This is a genomic window from Pseudomonas sp. (assembly GCF_048269965.1).
GTDB lineage: Bacteria > Pseudomonadota > Gammaproteobacteria > Pseudomonadales > Pseudomonadaceae > Aquipseudomonas.
In genome coordinates, this window is sequence record NZ_JBLWTV010000027.1 from 42711 (window position 1) to 59689 (window position 16979).

The window sequence follows — 16979 nt, forward strand, 5'->3', positions numbered from 1 at the left end:
AGCGCCCTTGACGGTGCCTGGCAGCTACCAGATTAAAAGCCGTTCCTTAATTCAAGGAGTACCGGCATGCCTGATGCGGTAACGACCATGTCCCATAACTGGGCTTTCGCTGTGTTCTTGCTGGGTGTCTGTGGGCTCATCGCCTTCATGCTCGGCGTTTCCAGTCTGCTCGGCAGCAAAGCCTGGGGACGCAGCAAGAACGAGCCTTTCGAGTCGGGCATGCTTCCTACCGGCAGTGCGCGCCTGCGCCTGTCAGCCAAGTTCTATCTGGTCGCGATGCTCTTCGTGATCTTCGACGTTGAAGCCCTCTATCTCTTCGCTTGGGCAGTCTCGGTACGCGAAAGCGGCTGGGCGGGCCTGATCGAAGCTACAGTTTTCATAGCAATTCTGTTGGCAGGTCTTGTCTATCTTTGGCGTATCGGGGCGCTCGACTGGGCTCCCCAGGGACGTCGTGAACGGCAGGCGAAGCTGAAACAATGAGGCTTTGGCGATGCAATACAAACTTACTCGGGTCGACCCGAATGCGCCCAACGAGGCGTATCCGATCGGCCAGCGGGAGGTCGTCTCCGACCCGCTGCTAGAGGATCAGGTTCACAAGAACATCTACATGGGCAAGCTCTCTGACGCGCTAAACGGCGCGGTCAACTGGGGGCGCAAGAATTCCTTGTGGCCGTACAACTTCGGTCTGTCCTGCTGCTATGTGGAAATGACCACCGCCTTCACCGCCCCGCACGACGTTGCGCGCTTCGGCGCGGAAGTCATTCGGGCGTCACCCCGCCAGGCCGACTTCATGGTCATCGCTGGCACCTGCTTCATCAAGATGGCGCCGGTCATCCAGCGTCTCTATGAGCAGATGCTGGAGCCCAAGTGGGTCATCTCCATGGGTTCATGCGCCAATTCCGGCGGCATGTACGACATCTACTCGGTCGTTCAGGGCGTGGACAAGTTCCTCCCCGTGGACGTCTACATTCCCGGCTGCCCGCCCCGTCCGGAGGCGTTCCTGCAAGGCTTGATGCTGCTGCAGGAATCCATCGGCCAGGAGCGCCGCCCGCTATCCTGGGTCGTTGGCGATCAAGGCATCTACCGTGCCGAAATGCCTTCGCAGAAGGAACAGCGGCGCGAGCAGCGAATCGCCGTTACCAACCTGCGTAGCCCCGACGAAGTCTGAGCCGATGCTTGCCTGCGCAAGCGTCACGCCCACTTTCTACGTTGATCGACAGCGACCGAGACCATGACTCAAGACACCGTTGTGTCCATACCGCCTTACAAGGCTGACGACCAGGACGTCGTCGCCGAACTGCGCGCCCGTTTTGGCGACGACAGTTTCACCCTGCAATCGACCCGCACCGGCATGCCGGTACTCTGGGTCGCCCGTGAGCGACTGATCGAAGTGCTCACCTGCCTGCGCAACCTGCCGCGCCCCTATGTGATGCTCTTTGATCTGCACGGGGTCGACGAGCGCCTGCGCACCCAGCGTCGCGGCCTGCCGGACGCCGACTTCACGGTGTTCTATCACTTGATGTCGCTGGAGCGTAACAGCGACGTGATGATCAAGGTCGCCCTGAGCGAGCGCGACCTCAACCTGCCGACCGCCACCAGCATCTGGCCCAACGCCAACTGGTACGAGCGCGAAGTCTGGGACCTGTACGGCATCACCTTCACCGGTCACCCACACCTGAGCCGCATCATGATGCCGCCGACCTGGGAAGGTCATCCGCTGCGCAAGGACTACCCGGCGCGCGCCACCGAATTCGACCCGTTCAGCCTGACACTGGCCAAGCAGCAACTGGAAGAAGAAGCCGCACGCTTCCGCCCCGAAGACTGGGGCATGAAGCGTGGCGGCGAGCACGAGGACTACATGTTCCTCAACCTCGGTCCCAACCACCCCTCTGCGCACGGTGCCTTCCGCATCATCCTGCAGCTCGACGGCGAAGAGATCGTCGATTGCGTGCCGGAGATCGGCTACCACCATCGTGGCGCCGAGAAGATGGCCGAGCGTCAGAGCTGGCACAGCTTCATCCCCTACACCGACCGTATCGACTACCTCGGTGGGGTGATGAACAACCTGCCCTACGTGCTGGCCGTGGAGAAGCTCGCTGGCATCAAGGTGCCGCAGAAGGTCGACGTGATTCGCATCATGCTCGCCGAGTTCTTCCGCATCACCAGCCACCTGCTGTTCCTCGGCACCTACATCCAGGACGTCGGCGCCATGACGCCGGTGTTCTTCACCTTCACCGACCGCCAGCGCGCCTACAAGGTGATCGAAGCCATCACCGGTTTCCGCCTGCACCCGGCCTGGTATCGCATCGGCGGCGTCGCCCACGACCTGCCGCGCGGCTGGGACAGGCTGGTCAAGGAATTCGTCGACTGGCTGCCCAAGCGCCTCGACGAATACGAGAAAGCGGCACTGAAGAACAGCATCCTCAAGGCCCGCACCATTGGCGTTGCGCAGTACAACACCAAGGAAGCGCTGGAATGGGGCACCACCGGTGCCGGCCTGCGCGCCACCGGTTGCGACTTCGACCTGCGCAAGGCTCGGCCCTACTCCGGCTACGAGCACTTCGATTTCGAGGTGCCGCTGGCCGTCAATGGCGATGCCTATGACCGCTGCATGGTGCGCGTGGAGGAGATGCGCCAGAGCATCCGCATCATCGACCAGTGCCTGAAGAACATGCCGGAAGGCCCTTACAAGGCCGATCACCCGCTGACCACGCCGCCGCCGAAAGAGCGCACGCTGCAGCACATCGAAACCCTGATCACCCACTTCCTGCAGGTTTCCTGGGGCCCGGTCATGCCGGCCAACGAGGCCTTCCAGATGATCGAGGCGACCAAGGGCATCAACAGCTACTACCTGACGAGCGACGGCAGCACCATGAGCTACCGCACCCGGATTCGCACCCCCAGCTTCCCCCATCTGCAGCAGATCCCCTCGGTGATTCGCGGCAGCATGGTGGCGGACCTGATCGCCTACCTGGGCAGTATCGACTTCGTCATGGCCGACGTGGACCGCTGACATGATCCAGACAACCAATAGCAGCACGCTCATTCAGACCGATCGTTTCACCCTCAGCGAAAGCGAGCGCTCGGCCATCGAGCACGAGATGCATCACTACGAAGACCCGCGCGCCGCCAGCATCGAAGCGCTGAAGATCGTGCAGAAGGCACGCGGCTGGGTGCCGGACGGCGCCGCCGATGCCATTGGCGCGATCCTCGGCATTCCCGCCAGCGACGTCGAGGGCGTGGCCACCTTCTATAGCCAGATATTCCGCCAGCCGGTTGGCCGCCACATCATCCGCGTGTGCGACAGCATGACCTGCTACATCGGCGGCCATGAGTCCGTGATCGCCGAAATGCACAAGCAGCTTGGCATCGGCCTCGGCCAGACCACCAGCGACAACCGCTTCACCCTGCTGCCGGTGTGCTGCCTGGGCAACTGCGACAAGGCCCCGGCGGTGATGATCGACGACGACACCTTCGGCGATATCCAGCCCGCCGACGTCGCCACATTGCTGGAGGCCTATAAATGAAAGCGCTCACCTCCATTGGCCCAGCCAACCGCGTTACCCGCAGCGAAGAAACTCATCCGTTGACCTGGCGCCTGCGTGACGACGCCCAGCCGGTATGGCTGGCCGAATACCAGGCCAAGAACGGCTACGCTGCCGCGCGCAAGGCGCTGACCGAGATGGCCCAGGCCGACATCGTGCAGACCGTCAAGGAATCCGGCCTCAAGGGCCGTGGCGGCGCGGGCTTCCCCACGGGGGTGAAGTGGGGCCTGATGCCGGCCGACGAATCCATGAACATCCGCTATCTGCTGTGCAATGCGGATGAAATGGAGCCCAATACCTGGAAAGACCGCATGCTGATGGAACAGCTGCCGCACCTGCTGGTGGAAGGCATGCTGATCTCGGCGCGTGCGCTCAAGGCCTATCGCGGCTACATTTTCCTGCGCGGCGAGTACGTCGACGCCGCCGCCAACCTCAACCGCGCCATCGATGAGGCCAAGGCCGCCGGCCTGCTCGGCAAGAACATCTTCGGCTCAGGCTTCGATTTCGAGCTGTTCGTCCACACCGGCGCCGGTCGCTATATCTGCGGCGAAGAAACCGCACTGATCAACTCGCTGGAGGGCCGCCGCGCCAACCCGCGCGCCAAGCCGCCCTTCCCCGCCGCCGTCGGCGTGTGGGGCAAGCCGACCTGCGTCAACAACGTCGAGACCCTGTGCAACGTGCCGGCCATCGTCGGCCAGGGTGTGGACTGGTACAAGGGCCTCGCCCGCCCCGGCAGCGAAGACCACGGCACCAAACTGATGGGCTTCTCCGGCAAGGTGAAAAACCCCGGTCTGTGGGAACTGCCGTTCGGCATCAGCGCGCGTGAACTGTTCGAGGAGCATGCCGGCGGCATGCGCGACGGCTACCGGCTCAAATGCTGGCAACCCGGCGGCGCCGGTACCGGTTTTTTGCTGCCTGAGCACCTCGACGCACAGATGTACGCCGGCGGCATCGCCAAGGTCGGCACGCGCATGGGCACCGGCCTGGCGCTGGCGGTCGATGACTCGATCAACATGGTGTCACTGCTGCGCAATATGGAAGAGTTCTTCGCTCGCGAGTCCTGCGGCTGGTGCACGCCATGCCGCGACGGCCTGCCCTGGAGCGTGAAGATCCTCCGTGCGCTGGAGCGCGGGCAAGGCACCGCCGAAGACATCCGCACCCTGCTCGGCCTGGTCAACTTCCTCGGTCCGGGCAAGACCTTCTGCGCTCACGCGCCAGGCGCGGTGGAGCCATTGGGCAGTGCCATCAAATATTTCCGTGAAGAGTTCGAGGCCGGCGTGGCCAAGGTGGCGAGCACGCCCCGCATGCCGGCAAGCGCGAGCTGAACAGACGAATTCCCTTAGCCAGCCGCTGTAGCAAGCGGGTAAACGAAGACTTGAAGAAATGGCCACTATCCACGTAGACGGCAAAGATTTCGAAGTCGATGGTGCAGACAACCTCCTGCAGGCCTGCCTGTCCCTCGGACTCGATATCCCCTACTTCTGCTGGCACCCGGCGCTAGGCAGCGTCGGGGCGTGCCGGCAGTGCGCGGTCAAGCAGTACAACGACGAGAACGACACCCGTGGTCGTATCGTCATGTCCTGCATGACGCCTGCCACCGACAACACCTGGATCAGCATCGACGACGAGGAGTCCAAGGCGTTCCGCGCCAGCGTCGTCGAATGGCTGATGACCAACCACCCGCACGACTGTCCGGTGTGCGAGGAAGGCGGTCACTGCCACCTGCAGGACATGACGGTGATGACCGGGCACAACGCCCGCCGCTATCGCTTCAGCAAGCGCACCCACCAGAACCAGGAACTCGGCCCGTTCATCGGCCACGAGATGAACCGCTGCATCGCCTGCTACCGCTGCGTGCGCTACTACAAGGACTACGCTGGCGGCACCGACCTGGGTGTGTTCGGCGCGCATGACAACGTCTACTTCGGCCGTGTCGAGGACGGCACGCTGGAAAGCGAGTTCTCCGGCAACCTGGTCGAGGTCTGCCCCACCGGCGTGTTCACCGACAAGACCCACTCCGAGCGCTACAACCGCAAGTGGGACATGCAGTTCGCCCCGAGCATCTGCCATGGCTGCTCCAGCGGCTGCAATATCAGCCCCGGTGAGCGCTACGGCGAGCTGCGTCGCATCGAAAACCGCTTCAACGGTTCGGTGAACCAGTATTTCCTCTGTGACCGGGGCCGCTTCGGCTATGGCTACGTCAATCGCGAGGATCGCCCGCGTCAGCCATTGCTGGCCGGCCAGGCCATCGGCATCGATGCCGCGCTGGACAAGGCCGCCGAACTGCTCAAGGGCAAGCGCGTGATCGGCATCGGCTCGCCGCGTGCCAGCCTCGAATCCAACTTCGCCCTGCGCGAACTGGTCGGTGCCGAGCACTTCTATAGTGGCATCGCTGCCTGCGAACTGGCCAACATCGGCCTGATCCGCGACATCCTGCAGAACGGCCCGCTGCCGACGCCGACCCTGCGCGACGTCGAACTGCACGACGCCATCTTCGTCCTCGGCGAGGACCTGACCCAGACCGCTGCGCGCATGGCCCTGGCCCTGCGTCAGGCAGTCAAGGGCAAGGCCACCGAGATCGCCGCCGGCGCACGCATTCAGGACTGGCACATGGCGGCCGTGCAGAACGTCGCCCAGCACGCCCTGCACCCGCTGTTCATCGCCAGCGTCGGTGAAACCCGCCTGGACGAAGTGGCCGCTGAAAGCGTGCATGCCGCCCCTGCGGACCTGGCCCGTATCGGTTTCGCCGTGGCCCACGCCATCGACCCGAGCGCACCGGCCGTCGACGGCCTGGACGCCGAGGCGCAAGCGCTGGTACAGCGCATCGCCGATGCCCTGATCAATGCAAACCGCCCGCTGATCGTCTCCGGCGCCTCGCTGGGCGACAAAGCGCTGATCGAAGCCGCCGCCAATATCGCCAGCGCGCTGAAGAACCGTGAGAAGAACGGTTCGCTGAGCCTGGTGGTGCCCGAGGCCAACAGCCTGGGCCTGGCACTGCTTCTGGGTGAAGAGCTCGGTGGCAAGTCCGTCGATGCCGCGCTGGATGCCCTGAGCAATGGCCAGGCCGATGCCGTGATCGTGCTGGAAAACGACCTGTACCGCCGCGCCGATGCCGCCAGGGTCGATGCAGCGCTCAGCGCCGCACAGACGGTGATCGTCGCCGATCACCAGCGTACCGCTACCAGCGAACGCGCCCATCTGCTGTTGCCAGTGGCCTCCTTCGCCGAAGGCGACGGCACCCTGGTCAGCTTCGAGGGCCGCGCCCAGCGTTTCTTCCAGGTCTATGAGCCGAGCTACTACGACGCCGGCATCCTGATCCGCGAAGGCTGGCGCTGGCTGCATGCGCTGCACAGCACCCTGCAGGGCAAGGCCCTGGACTGGACGCAACTGGACCAGGTCACCGCAGCCTGCGCCGCCAGCAACCCGCTGTTGGCCGGTATCACGGACGCTGCGCCGGGCGCCTCGTTCCGCATCAAGGGCCTCAAGCTCGCGCGCGAGCCGCACCGCTACAGCGGCCGCACCGCCATGCGTGCCAACATCAGCGTGCACGAGCCGCGTCAGCCGCAGGATCAGGACTCGGCCTTCGCCTTCTCCATGGAAGGCTACGCCGGCAGCAAGGAAGACCGTCAGCAGATTCCGTTCGCCTGGTCGCCGGGCTGGAACTCGCCGCAGGCCTGGAACAAGTTCCAGGATGAAGTCGGTGGCCACCTGCGCGCCGGCGACCCCGGTGTGCGCCTGCTCGAAGCCGCCGGCAACGCCCTGCCCTGGTTCGCGGTGAATGCTGCGTTCAACCCGGCAGCCGGCACCTGGCAGGTGGCGCCGCTGCACCACCTGTTCGGCAGCGAGGAAAACTCCGCGCGCGCCAAACCTATCCAGGAGCGCATGCCCGAGCCCTATGTGGCCCTGGCCCGCGATGAAGCTGCACGCCTGGGCGTGAACGACGGCGCGCTGCTGACCCTGCGCGTCAACGGCCAGGCGCTGCGTCTGCCGCTGCAGGTGCGCGACGACCTGGCCGTTGGCCTGGTCGGCCTGCCGGTTGGCCTGCCGGGTATTGCGGCGACGCTCGCCGGTGCCAGCGTGACCCTGCTGCAGGAGGCCGCGCAATGAGCTGGCTGACGCCCGAACTGATCGAGATCGTCGTCGCGGTACTCAAGGCCATCGTCATCCTGCTGGTGGTGGTGGTCTGCGGCGCGCTGCTGAGCTTCGTCGAGCGGCGCCTGCTGGGTTGGTGGCAGGATCGCTACGGCCCCAACCGCGTAGGGCCGTTCGGCATGTTCCAGATCGCCGCCGACATGATCAAGATGTTCTTCAAGGAGGACTGGACGCCGCCGTTCGCCGACAGGTTCATCTTCATCCTGGCGCCGATGATCGCCTTCTCTGCGATGCTGATGGCCTTCGCCATCATCCCGATCACCCCAACCTGGGGCGTGGCGGACCTGAACATCGGCATCCTGTTCTTCTTCGCCATGGCTGGCCTGTCGGTCTACGCAGTGCTGTTCGCCGGCTGGTCGAGCAACAACAAGTTCGCCCTGCTCGGCGCTCTGAGGGCTTCGGCGCAGACGGTGTCCTACGAGGTGTTCCTGGCCCTGGCGCTGATGGGCGTGGTGGCGCAGGTCGGCTCGTTCAACATGCGCGACATCGTCGATTACCAGGCGCAGAACCTGTGGTTCATCATTCCGCAGTTCTTCGGCTTCTGTACCTTCTTCATCGCTGCCGTCGCCGTGACCCACCGTCACCCGTTCGACCAGCCGGAAGCCGAGCAGGAGCTGGCCGATGGTTACCACATCGAATACGCCGGGATGAAATGGGGCATGTTCTTCGTTGGCGAATACGTCGCCATCGTCACTGTGTCCGCGCTGCTGGTGACCCTGTTCTTCGGTGGCTGGCATGGCCCGTTCGGCATCCTGCCGCAGATTCCGTTCTTCTGGTTCGCGCTGAAAACGGCCTTCTTCATCATGCTCTTCATCCTGCTGCGCGCGTCGATCCCACGCCCGCGCTATGACCAGGTCATGGCCTTCAGCTGGAAGTTCTGCCTGCCGCTGACCCTGATCAACCTGCTGGTGACCGGTGCCGTCGTGCTGGCCACGGCCCAGTAAGGAGAAAGCAATGTTCAAATACATCTGGGACATCCTGGTTGGCACCGCCACCCAACTGCGCAGCCTGGCCATGGTCTTCAGCCATGGCTTTCGCAAGCGCGACACCCTGCAATACCCGGAAGAGCAGGTCTACCTGCCACCGCGCTACCGTGGCCGCATCGTCCTGACCCGCGACCCTGACGGCGAGGAACGCTGCGTGGCCTGCAACCTGTGCGCCGTGGCCTGCCCGGTGGGCTGCATCTCGCTGCAGAAGGCCGAGACCGACGACGGTCGCTGGTACCCGGAGTTCTTCCGCATCAACTTCTCGCGCTGCATCTTCTGCGGCCTGTGCGAGGAAGCCTGCCCGACCACCGCGATCCAGCTCACCCCGGACTTCGAGATGGGCGAATTCAAGCGCCAGGACCTGGTGTACGAGAAGGAAGACCTGCTGATCAGCGGCCCCGGCAAGAACCCGGACTACAACTTCTACCGCGTGGCCGGTATGGCCATCGCCGGCAAGCCCAAGGGCGCCGCGCAGAACGAGGCCGAGCCGATCAACGTCAAGAGTCTGTTGCCATGACTCGTTCTTACCCTCTCCCCCAGCCCCTTTCCCGCAAGCGGAAGATGGGCGCCATGAGGAGCTTCTGATGGAATTTGCGTTCTACTTCGCCGCCGGTGTGGCGGTGGCAGCAACGGTCGGGGTGGTTACCAACACCAACCCGGTGCATGCCTTGCTTTACCTCATCGTCTCGCTGCTGGCGGTGTCGATGGTGTTCTTCGCCCTCGGTGCACCCTTTGCCGGCGCGCTGGAAATCATCGTCTACGCCGGCGCCATCATGGTGCTGTTCGTCTTCGTGGTGATGATGCTCAACCTCGGCCCGGCAGCCGCCGAGCAGGAGCGCACGTGGCTGACGCCCGGCATCTGGGTCGGCCCGGCGATTCTCAGCGCCCTGCTGCTTGGCCAGTTGCTCTATGTGCTGCTCAACCACGTCAGCGACGCCCACATCGGCCACACCACGGTCGAAGCCAAGGCCGTCGGCATCAGTCTGTTCGGCCCTTACCTGCTGGCCGTGGAGCTGGCCTCCATGCTCCTGCTCGCAGCCCTGGTTGCCGCCTACCACCTGGGCCGCCATGACGCCAAGGAGCCAACCATATGACCGGCATCCCTCTGGAACACGGCCTGGCCCTGGCCGGCGTGCTGTTCTGCATCGGCCTGGTCGGTCTGATGGTGCGACGCAACATCCTGTTCATCCTGATGAGCCTGGAAGTGATGATGAACGCCGCTGCGCTTGCCTTCGTCGTCGCCGGTGCCCGCTGGGGCGCGGCTGACGGTCAGGTGATGTTCATTCTGGTGATCACCCTGGCAGCCGCCGAGGCCAGCATCGGCCTGGCGATCCTGCTGCAGCTGTATCGCCGCTTCAACACTCTGGATATCGACGCTGCCAGCGAGATGCGCGGATGAATCTTCTAGCCCTGACTTTGTTCTTCCCGCTGCTCGGCTGGTTGCTGCTGGCCTTCTCGCGCGGACGTTTCGCGGAAAACACCAGTGCGCTGATCGGTGTCGGCTCCATCGGCCTGGCGGCCGCCAGCGCTGCCTGGGTCATCGCCGCGTTCCTCGGCAATCCGCCAGCCGGCGGCGCCTACAGCCTGACCCTGTGGCAGTGGATGAGCGTCGAAGGCCTGGCACCGAGCTTCACCCTGCACCTGGACGGTCTGTCCGCGACCATGCTTGGCGTGGTCACCGGCGTGGGTTTCCTGATCCACCTGTTCGCCAGCTGGTACATGCGCGGCGAGGAAGGCTATTCGCGCTTCTTCGCCTACACCAACCTGTTCATCTTCAGCATGTTGCTGCTGGTGCTCGGCGACAACCTGCTGGTGCTGTTCTTCGGCTGGGAAGGCGTGGGCCTGTGCTCGTACCTGCTGATCGGTTTCTATTACAAGCACGTGCCCAACGGTAACGCGGCGCTCAAGGCGTTCATCGTCACCCGTATCGGCGACGTGTTCCTGATGATTGGCCTGTTCCTGCTGTTCCTCAACCTTGGCACCCTGAACATTCAGGAACTGATGCTGCTGGCACCGCAGAAATACGTGGCCGGCGACACCTGGCTGTGGCTCGCCACGCTGATGCTGCTGGGCGGCGCGGTGGGTAAGTCCGCCCAGTTGCCGCTGCAGACCTGGCTGGCCGACGCCATGGCCGGCCCGACCCCGGTATCGGCGCTGATCCACGCGGCGACCATGGTCACCGCCGGCGTCTATCTGATCGCCCGTACCCACGGCCTGTTCCTGCTGACCCCGGAGATTCTCGAGCTGGTCGGCATCGTCGGCGGCGTGACCCTGGTGCTGGCCGGTTTCGCTGCGCTGGTACAGACCGACATCAAGCGCATCCTCGCCTACTCGACCATGAGCCAGATCGGCTACATGTTCCTGGCCATCGGCGTCGGTGCCTGGGACGCGGCGATCTTCCACCTGATGACCCATGCCTTCTTCAAGGCCCTGCTGTTCCTTGCCTCCGGTGCGGTGATCCACGCCTGCCACCACGAGCAGAACATCTTCAGGATGGGCGGCCTGTGGAAGAAGCTGCCGCTGGCCTACGCCAGCTTCGTCGTCGGCGGCGCTGCCCTGGCTGCCCTGCCGCTGCTGACCGCCGGCTTCTACTCCAAGGATGAAATTCTCTGGGAAGCCTTCGCCAGCGGCCATAGCGAACTGCTCTACGCGGGTCTGGTCGGTGCCTTCCTGACCTCGATCTACACCTTCCGCCTGATCTTCATCGCCTTCCACGGCGAGCAGAAGACCGAGGCGCACGCCGGTCATGGCATCGCCCACAACCTGCCGCTGATCGTGCTGATCGTGTTGTCGACCTTCATCGGTGCCTGGATCAACCCGCCGCTGGCCGGCGTGCTGCCGCAAAGCGTCGGCCACGCCGGTGGCGAGGCCAAGCACAGCCTGGAACTGCTCTCCGGCCTGATCGCGGTGTCCGGCATTGTCATCGCCGCCCTGCTCTTCCTTGGCCAGCGCCGCGTCGCTTCGGCTGTGGCGCAGAGCGCGCCGGGTCGCCTGCTGAGCGCCTTGTGGTTCGCCGCCTGGGGCTTCGACTGGCTCTACGACAAGCTGTTCGTGCGCCCTTACCTGGCGCTCTGCCACCTGCTGCGCCGCGACCCCATCGACCGCAGCATCGGCCTGATTCCGCTGCTTGCACGCGGCGGCAATGCCGCGCTGGTGCGCAGCGAGAACGGTCAGGTGCGCTGGTACGCCGCCTCGATCGCCGGGGGCGCCATACTGGTGCTCGCCGCCATCCTCTTTTTGAGTTAAGGAAAACAGCCTGATGATTCTGCCCTGGCTAATCCTGATTCCCTTCATCGGCGGGCTGTTGTGCTGGCAAGCCGAGCGTTTCGGCCACGTCCTGCCACGCTGGATCGCCCTGATCACCATGGCTCTGCTGTTCGGCCTGAGCCTGTGGCTGTGGGTCAGCGGTGACTTCACCCTGGCCCCGGCACCCGGCAGCGAGCCGCGCTGGGCCCACGAGTTCGTCATCGACTGGATCCCGCGCCTGGGCATCACCATCCACCTGGCGATGGACGGCCTGTCGGTACTGATGGTGACGCTAACCGGCCTGCTCGGTGTGCTGTCGGTACTCTGCTCATGGAACGAGATCCAGAACCGCGTCGGCTTCTTCCACCTCAACCTGATGTGGATTCTGGGCGGCGTGGTCGGCGTATTCCTGGCGGTCGACCTGTTCCTGTTCTTCTTCTTCTGGGAAATGATGCTGGTGCCGATGTACTTCCTCATCGCGCTCTGGGGTCATAGCGGCAGCGACGGTCGTACCCGCATCACCGCCGCCACCAAATTCTTCATCTTCACTCAGGCCAGCGGCCTGATCATGCTGGTGTCGATCCTGGCCCTGGTGTTCGTGCACTTCAACCAGACCGGCGTGCTGACCTTCAACTACGCCGACCTGCTGAAGACCGAGCTGGCGCCGGGTACCGAGTACCTGCTGATGCTCGGTTTCTTCGTCGCCTTCGCGGTGAAGTTCCCGGTGGTGCCGGTGCACTCCTGGTTGCCGGACGCTCACGCCCAGGCACCGACCGCCGGCTCCGTCGACCTGGCCGGCATCCTGCTGAAGACCGCCGCCTACGGCCTGCTGCGCTTCGCCCTGCCGCTGTTCCCCAACGCTTCGGCGGAGTTCGCGCCGATCGCTCAGTGGCTCGGCGTGTTCGCCATCCTCTACGGCGCCCTGCTGTCGTTCGCGCAGACCGACATCAAGCGCCTGGTGGCCTACTCCAGCGTCTCGCACATGGGCTTCGTGCTGATCGCCATCTATTCGGGCAGCCAGATCGCCCTGCAAGGTGCAGTGGTACAGATGGTCGCCCACGGCCTGTCGGCCGCCGCGCTGTTCATCCTCTGCGGCCAGCTCTATGAGCGCGTGCACACCCGTGATCTGCGCCAGATGGGCGGCATCTGGGCGCGCATGCCCTGGTTGCCAGCCATCAGCCTGTTCTTCGCCGCCGCCGCGCTGGGTCTGCCGGGTACCGGCAACTTCGTCGGCGAGTTCCTCATTCTGCTCGGCAGCTTCCCCAGCGCGCCCTGGGTCGTGGTGCTGGCCGCCACCGGCCTGGTGCTCGGCTCGGTGTATGCCCTGGCGATGATCCACCGCGCCTATTTCGGCCCGGTGCAGCAGGACGCGCCGCTGCCGGGCCTCAAAGCCCGCGAGCTGGCCATGGTACTCGGCCTTGGCGCCCTGCTGATTCTGCTTGGCGTTTACCCGCAACCGGTGCTCGACACCTCCGCGGCCAGCATGCATGGCGTGCAGCAGTGGATGGCTGACGCCCTCGATCAACTCGCTTCGGGCCGCTAAGGGTAAGGATTAGAGACTCATGGAACATCACGCTGTCGAATTCAGCCTGCAACACCTGATCGCCCTGCTGCCGCTGCTGGTGACCAGCCTCACCGTGGTCGTGGTGATGCTGGCCATTGCCGCCAAACGCAATCACGCCCTGACCTTCATCCTCTCGGTGGTGGGCCTGAACCTGGCGCTGCTGTCGTTGATCCCGGCACTGGAGGTGACGCCGCTGGAAGTCACCCCGCTGCTGCTGATCGACACCTTCGCCTGCTACTACATGGCGCTGGTGCTGGCCGCCAGCCTGGCCTGCGTCACGCTGATCCATGCCTACCTGGGCGGCAAGTCCGGCAAAGGCTACCCGGGCAACCGCGAGGAGCTGTACCTGCTGGTGCTGCTCTCCGCCGCGGGCGGCCTGGTGCTGGTCAGCGCCCAGCATCTGGCGGGCCTGTTCATCGGCCTGGAACTGCTGTCGGTGCCGACCTACGGCATGATCGCCTACGCCTTCTTCAACAAGCGTTCGCTGGAAGCCGGCATCAAGTACATGGTGCTGTCGGCCGCAGGCTCCGCCTTCCTGCTGTTCGGCATGGCGCTGCTGTATGCCGAGTCGGGCAACCTGGGCTTTGCCGATATCGGCGTCAGCCTGGCGCGGGAAAGCAGCCAACTGGTGCAGATCGGCATCGGCATGATGCTGATCGGCCTGGCCTTCAAACTGTCGCTGGTGCCCTTCCACCTGTGGACGCCGGACGTCTATGAGGGCGCGCCGGCACCAGTGGCCGCCTTCCTGGCCACCGCCAGCAAGGTGGCGGTGTTCGCCGTGCTGCTGCGCCTGTACCAGATTTCCCCTGCCATGAGCGGCGGCTGGCTGAGCGACCTGCTAACGCTGATCGCCATTGCCTCGATCCTGTTCGGCAACCTGCTGGCGCTGCTGCAGAACAACCTCAAGCGCCTGCTCGGCTACTCCTCCATTGCCCACTTCGGCTACCTGCTGGTGGCGCTGATCGCCAGCAAGGGCCTGGCCGTGGAAGCCGTGGGCGTGTACCTCGCCACCTACGTGCTGACCAGCCTCGGCGCGTTCGGCGTGATCACCCTGATGTCCACGCCCTACAGCGGTCGCGATGCCGATGCGCTCTACGAGTACCGTGGCCTGTTCTGGCGCCGTCCGTACCTGACTGCCGTGCTCACGGTAATGATGCTGTCGCTGGCCGGCATTCCGCTGACGGCGGGTTTCATCGGCAAGTTCTACGTGATCGCTGCCGGTGTCGAGGCGCAGCTGTGGTGGCTGCTCGGTGCGATGGTGCTGGGTAGCGCCATCGGCGTGTTCTATTACCTGCGGGTGATGGTCACGCTGTTCATGCGCGAGCCCAACATGCATCGCCACGATGCGCCCTTCGACTGGGGTCAGCGTGCCGGCGGCATCATGCTGCTGGTGGTCGCCCTGCTCGCCTTCATCATCGGCGTGTACCCGCAGCCGCTGCTGGAGCTGGTGCAGCACGCCGGACTGGTGGCCCTGACGCAGTAAATGAGGGTGATTTTTCTTTGTTTAATGGCCTATTGACTCTAAAGGCCACCAACAAGAAAACCGTCTGACGGTACCCGCTGTGCTGACGCTGCATTGCGCCTGGATTTGCGAGACTTGCGCCCGCAAATCCAGGCGAACGGCGTCCTGCCGTTCAGGCATGCACAGTCATTGGCGCTGCTGGTTTCCAGCAATAACGCGAGAGGTCTGTCCGCCGGCAGTTTCGCCAGCACCACGGCCAAATCCCCCAACACGGCCGCAAGCGGGTCGCTCAATCGTCTCTCCAGTGACAACGCCTCATCGACGACAAGGCGACTATGTCGCGCCGAGCGCTCCTGCCAGGACAAGCGAGCGCGCAGTGCGCTGTTGCCATTGAGCAATCCGCACCCCTCGCCTGCGGTGCCAAGCGCAGTGCGCAGACTGACCGCCAGTGCTTGCTGCGAACGACGACCCCGACGCATCAAGCGCGATAGCTCCGCCTCCCGCGACCGGTCCCATCCCCTGGCCGCAGAGCCCGCCCCCAGATAGGCCAGCAGACGAAGCCTCCAGCACGCTGCCGCCGCTGGTAGTCTTGTCGCCAATACGGATGACACCTTTCATGTTCTTCTCTCTCGTGCTGAGTGACTCATGACTAACCGGCAGCACGCTTTAGGCAATGACACCCGTTGATTCCTATCCGCCAACATTTGCTGGCGAGCGAACTCAATTCTAGTTACCAAACGGGATAGATAACCGTGGATTGACTGCTCCAAAGTTTCTCAATATTTACGGTTTTGCATGATATCCGTTACGAATGCGCTCAAGCTCCGCCTGCAGCCACGACTTCGAAGTCTGCTTACCATCCGCGCAACTCACTTCATAAGGTTTTCCGCTCAAACTGCTTTTACTACCAGCCAGCTCGATGAAGTCTTCTGCATTTTTCACCATATTCTTATTCAACAAGTAGTCGACTTTGCTTTGTAAATGGGCTCGTGCTTCACTTGCCGGATACTGCTTTCCATTTCGCAGAAAACCACAGGGACTATGTCCAACAAAATCCAATAGCTGAGTGATTTCCGCCTGCGCCGAAGCGTCGAGTTCAGCCCGGGCAAATTGGAACGCCAGTATGAAAAAAACCAACAGGAAGCATTTTTTCAAAAACTCGTGACGCATCGCCCACCTCTACAATAAGAGAAAATTGAACCCATCAAAACTTTAAAGCGATTGACTGCTGCCAACACAATGAAACCAGTTCATATATTTTTTGCCTGAACCTCAGCAGCAATCATTTTTGCCACATCGATATCTTCACCCCTGACACCATGAGCTCTCAACACTTTGAACGCTTGTTCGAGCAGAGCTCCATGAATTCCACCGTCACTGGCAACAAAAGAAAGCGCATCCTCACGAGCCTTGGCAAAAACCTTACGATCAAGCGTTGAAATATCGGATGTCTTATCTGACGTCCATTCAACCGACGTCACTGGCGAATACAGAGCTCCAATCACGGCAAGCGTACTCAATCCTTTATTATCCCAATTCCCAGGAAACCCCAGAGCCACGTCTTAAAAAACAAAATTAACCACATTAGCAACGACTACCTAAACCCCTTCTGACACACAACAGCACCTGCATTAAAAAAGCCCACTAACATAGCCAATCTCCTTTTAATCTCTACATCCAAACTTTACATCCCCACGTGGCCAGGCTCTATATGAAAAGCGCCTACGCTCGTTGATGCTGCATTAAAAACAGGCTGGAACGCCAGCCCGGTCAAATACTCATTTACAGCACGTGAAGTCGAGCAGTACCCCGAGCACTCTTCTCCTGTTTTGGCGGAGCCGCCATCAGTATTGTCTGATCTTCGCCAGAAAACTTTTCGTACGGATCCCAAACATCACCGTAGAAACTCCATTCCACCGGCTCGTTGGTGAGGGTGGTTTTGTCTTTCAGCGGCCAGGGGCGAACGAGAAAGCGCTTGACCTCCCAGGTGGGGAAAATCTCGCCTTCCTTGAACTTACGGATGG

At 63.0% G+C, this 16979-nt stretch carries 16 protein-coding genes; 13 read left to right on the plus strand and 3 right to left on the minus strand.

The window, feature by feature from the left end; genetic code table 11:
• Positions 1-66: 66 nt before the first annotated feature.
• From ACN0X6_RS22460 to nuoN, 13 genes are all read left to right on the plus strand, one after another.
• Positions 67-480 (plus strand): NADH-quinone oxidoreductase subunit A, encoded by a 414-nt coding sequence (locus ACN0X6_RS22460; RefSeq protein WP_013715479.1) that lies wholly within the window; start codon positions 67-69, stop codon positions 478-480.
• Between the two features lie 10 nt (positions 481-490).
• A complete protein-coding gene (locus ACN0X6_RS22465) occupies positions 491-1168 on the plus strand; it encodes a NuoB/complex I 20 kDa subunit family protein (protein WP_143500506.1) in 678 nt (225 codons plus the stop codon).
• 63 nt (positions 1169-1231) lie between these two features.
• The gene (gene nuoC, locus ACN0X6_RS22470; RefSeq protein WP_417707384.1) at positions 1232-3013 is read left to right on the plus strand and encodes an NADH-quinone oxidoreductase subunit C/D; all 1782 of its coding nucleotides are present in this window, start codon (positions 1232-1234) and stop codon (positions 3011-3013) included.
• A gap of 1 nt (position 3014) precedes the next feature.
• Positions 3015-3527, plus strand: a complete 513-nt coding sequence (nuoE, locus tag ACN0X6_RS22475; protein ID WP_417707386.1) for an NADH-quinone oxidoreductase subunit NuoE — start codon at positions 3015-3017, stop codon at positions 3525-3527.
• Complete coding sequence (gene nuoF, locus ACN0X6_RS22480) at positions 3524-4870, plus strand: NADH-quinone oxidoreductase subunit NuoF (RefSeq protein ID WP_417707388.1); 1347 nt, start codon at positions 3524-3526, stop codon at positions 4868-4870. Before nuoE ends, nuoF begins: the two co-directional genes overlap by 4 nt.
• Before the next feature lie 58 nt (positions 4871-4928).
• The gene (nuoG, locus tag ACN0X6_RS22485) at positions 4929-7652 is read left to right on the plus strand and encodes an NADH-quinone oxidoreductase subunit NuoG (RefSeq protein ID WP_417707390.1); all 2724 of its coding nucleotides are present in this window, start codon (positions 4929-4931) and stop codon (positions 7650-7652) included.
• On the plus strand, positions 7649-8641 hold the full coding sequence (gene nuoH / locus ACN0X6_RS22490) for an NADH-quinone oxidoreductase subunit NuoH (protein WP_417707391.1): 993 nt from the start codon (positions 7649-7651) through the stop codon (positions 8639-8641). Before nuoG ends, nuoH begins: the two co-directional genes overlap by 4 nt.
• 10 nt (positions 8642-8651) lie before the next feature.
• Positions 8652-9200 (plus strand): NADH-quinone oxidoreductase subunit NuoI, encoded by a 549-nt coding sequence (nuoI, locus tag ACN0X6_RS22495; RefSeq protein WP_160018136.1) that lies wholly within the window; start codon positions 8652-8654, stop codon positions 9198-9200.
• Between the two features lie 67 nt (positions 9201-9267).
• Positions 9268-9777 carry an NADH-quinone oxidoreductase subunit J gene (nuoJ, locus tag ACN0X6_RS22500; protein ID WP_417707394.1) on the plus strand — a complete coding sequence of 170 codons (510 nt, stop codon included), beginning with the start codon at positions 9268-9270 and terminating at the stop codon, positions 9775-9777.
• On the plus strand, positions 9774-10082 hold the full coding sequence (gene nuoK / locus ACN0X6_RS22505; RefSeq protein WP_003460477.1) for an NADH-quinone oxidoreductase subunit NuoK: 309 nt from the start codon (positions 9774-9776) through the stop codon (positions 10080-10082). The genes nuoJ and nuoK overlap by 4 nt, the downstream gene beginning before the upstream one ends.
• Entirely contained in the window at positions 10079-11929 is a 1851-nt protein-coding gene (gene nuoL, locus ACN0X6_RS22510) for an NADH-quinone oxidoreductase subunit L (RefSeq protein WP_417707396.1), read from the plus strand. The genes nuoK and nuoL overlap by 4 nt, the downstream gene beginning before the upstream one ends.
• Positions 11930-11942: 13 nt before the next feature.
• Positions 11943-13472 (plus strand): NADH-quinone oxidoreductase subunit M, encoded by a 1530-nt coding sequence (gene nuoM / locus ACN0X6_RS22515; RefSeq protein ID WP_417707398.1) that lies wholly within the window; start codon positions 11943-11945, stop codon positions 13470-13472.
• 19 nt (positions 13473-13491) lie between these two features.
• Positions 13492-14976 (plus strand): NADH-quinone oxidoreductase subunit NuoN, encoded by a 1485-nt coding sequence (gene nuoN, locus ACN0X6_RS22520; protein WP_417707399.1) that lies wholly within the window; start codon positions 13492-13494, stop codon positions 14974-14976.
• Between the two features lie 762 nt (positions 14977-15738).
• Here the strand turns inward: nuoN and ACN0X6_RS22525 are convergent.
• The 3 genes from ACN0X6_RS22525 to ACN0X6_RS22535 all read right to left on the minus strand — a co-directional run.
• Entirely contained in the window at positions 15739-16125 is a 387-nt protein-coding gene (locus tag ACN0X6_RS22525) for a DUF5329 domain-containing protein (RefSeq protein ID WP_417707401.1), read from the minus strand.
• An 80-nt stretch (positions 16126-16205) separates the two neighbouring features.
• Positions 16206-16475 (minus strand): DUF2388 domain-containing protein, encoded by a 270-nt coding sequence (locus ACN0X6_RS22530; RefSeq protein WP_417707403.1) that lies wholly within the window; start codon positions 16473-16475, stop codon positions 16206-16208.
• A 262-nt stretch (positions 16476-16737) separates the two neighbouring features.
• Positions 16738-16979: hypothetical protein (locus tag ACN0X6_RS22535; protein WP_417707405.1), on the minus strand; the 242-nt coding region annotated here is incomplete at its 5' end.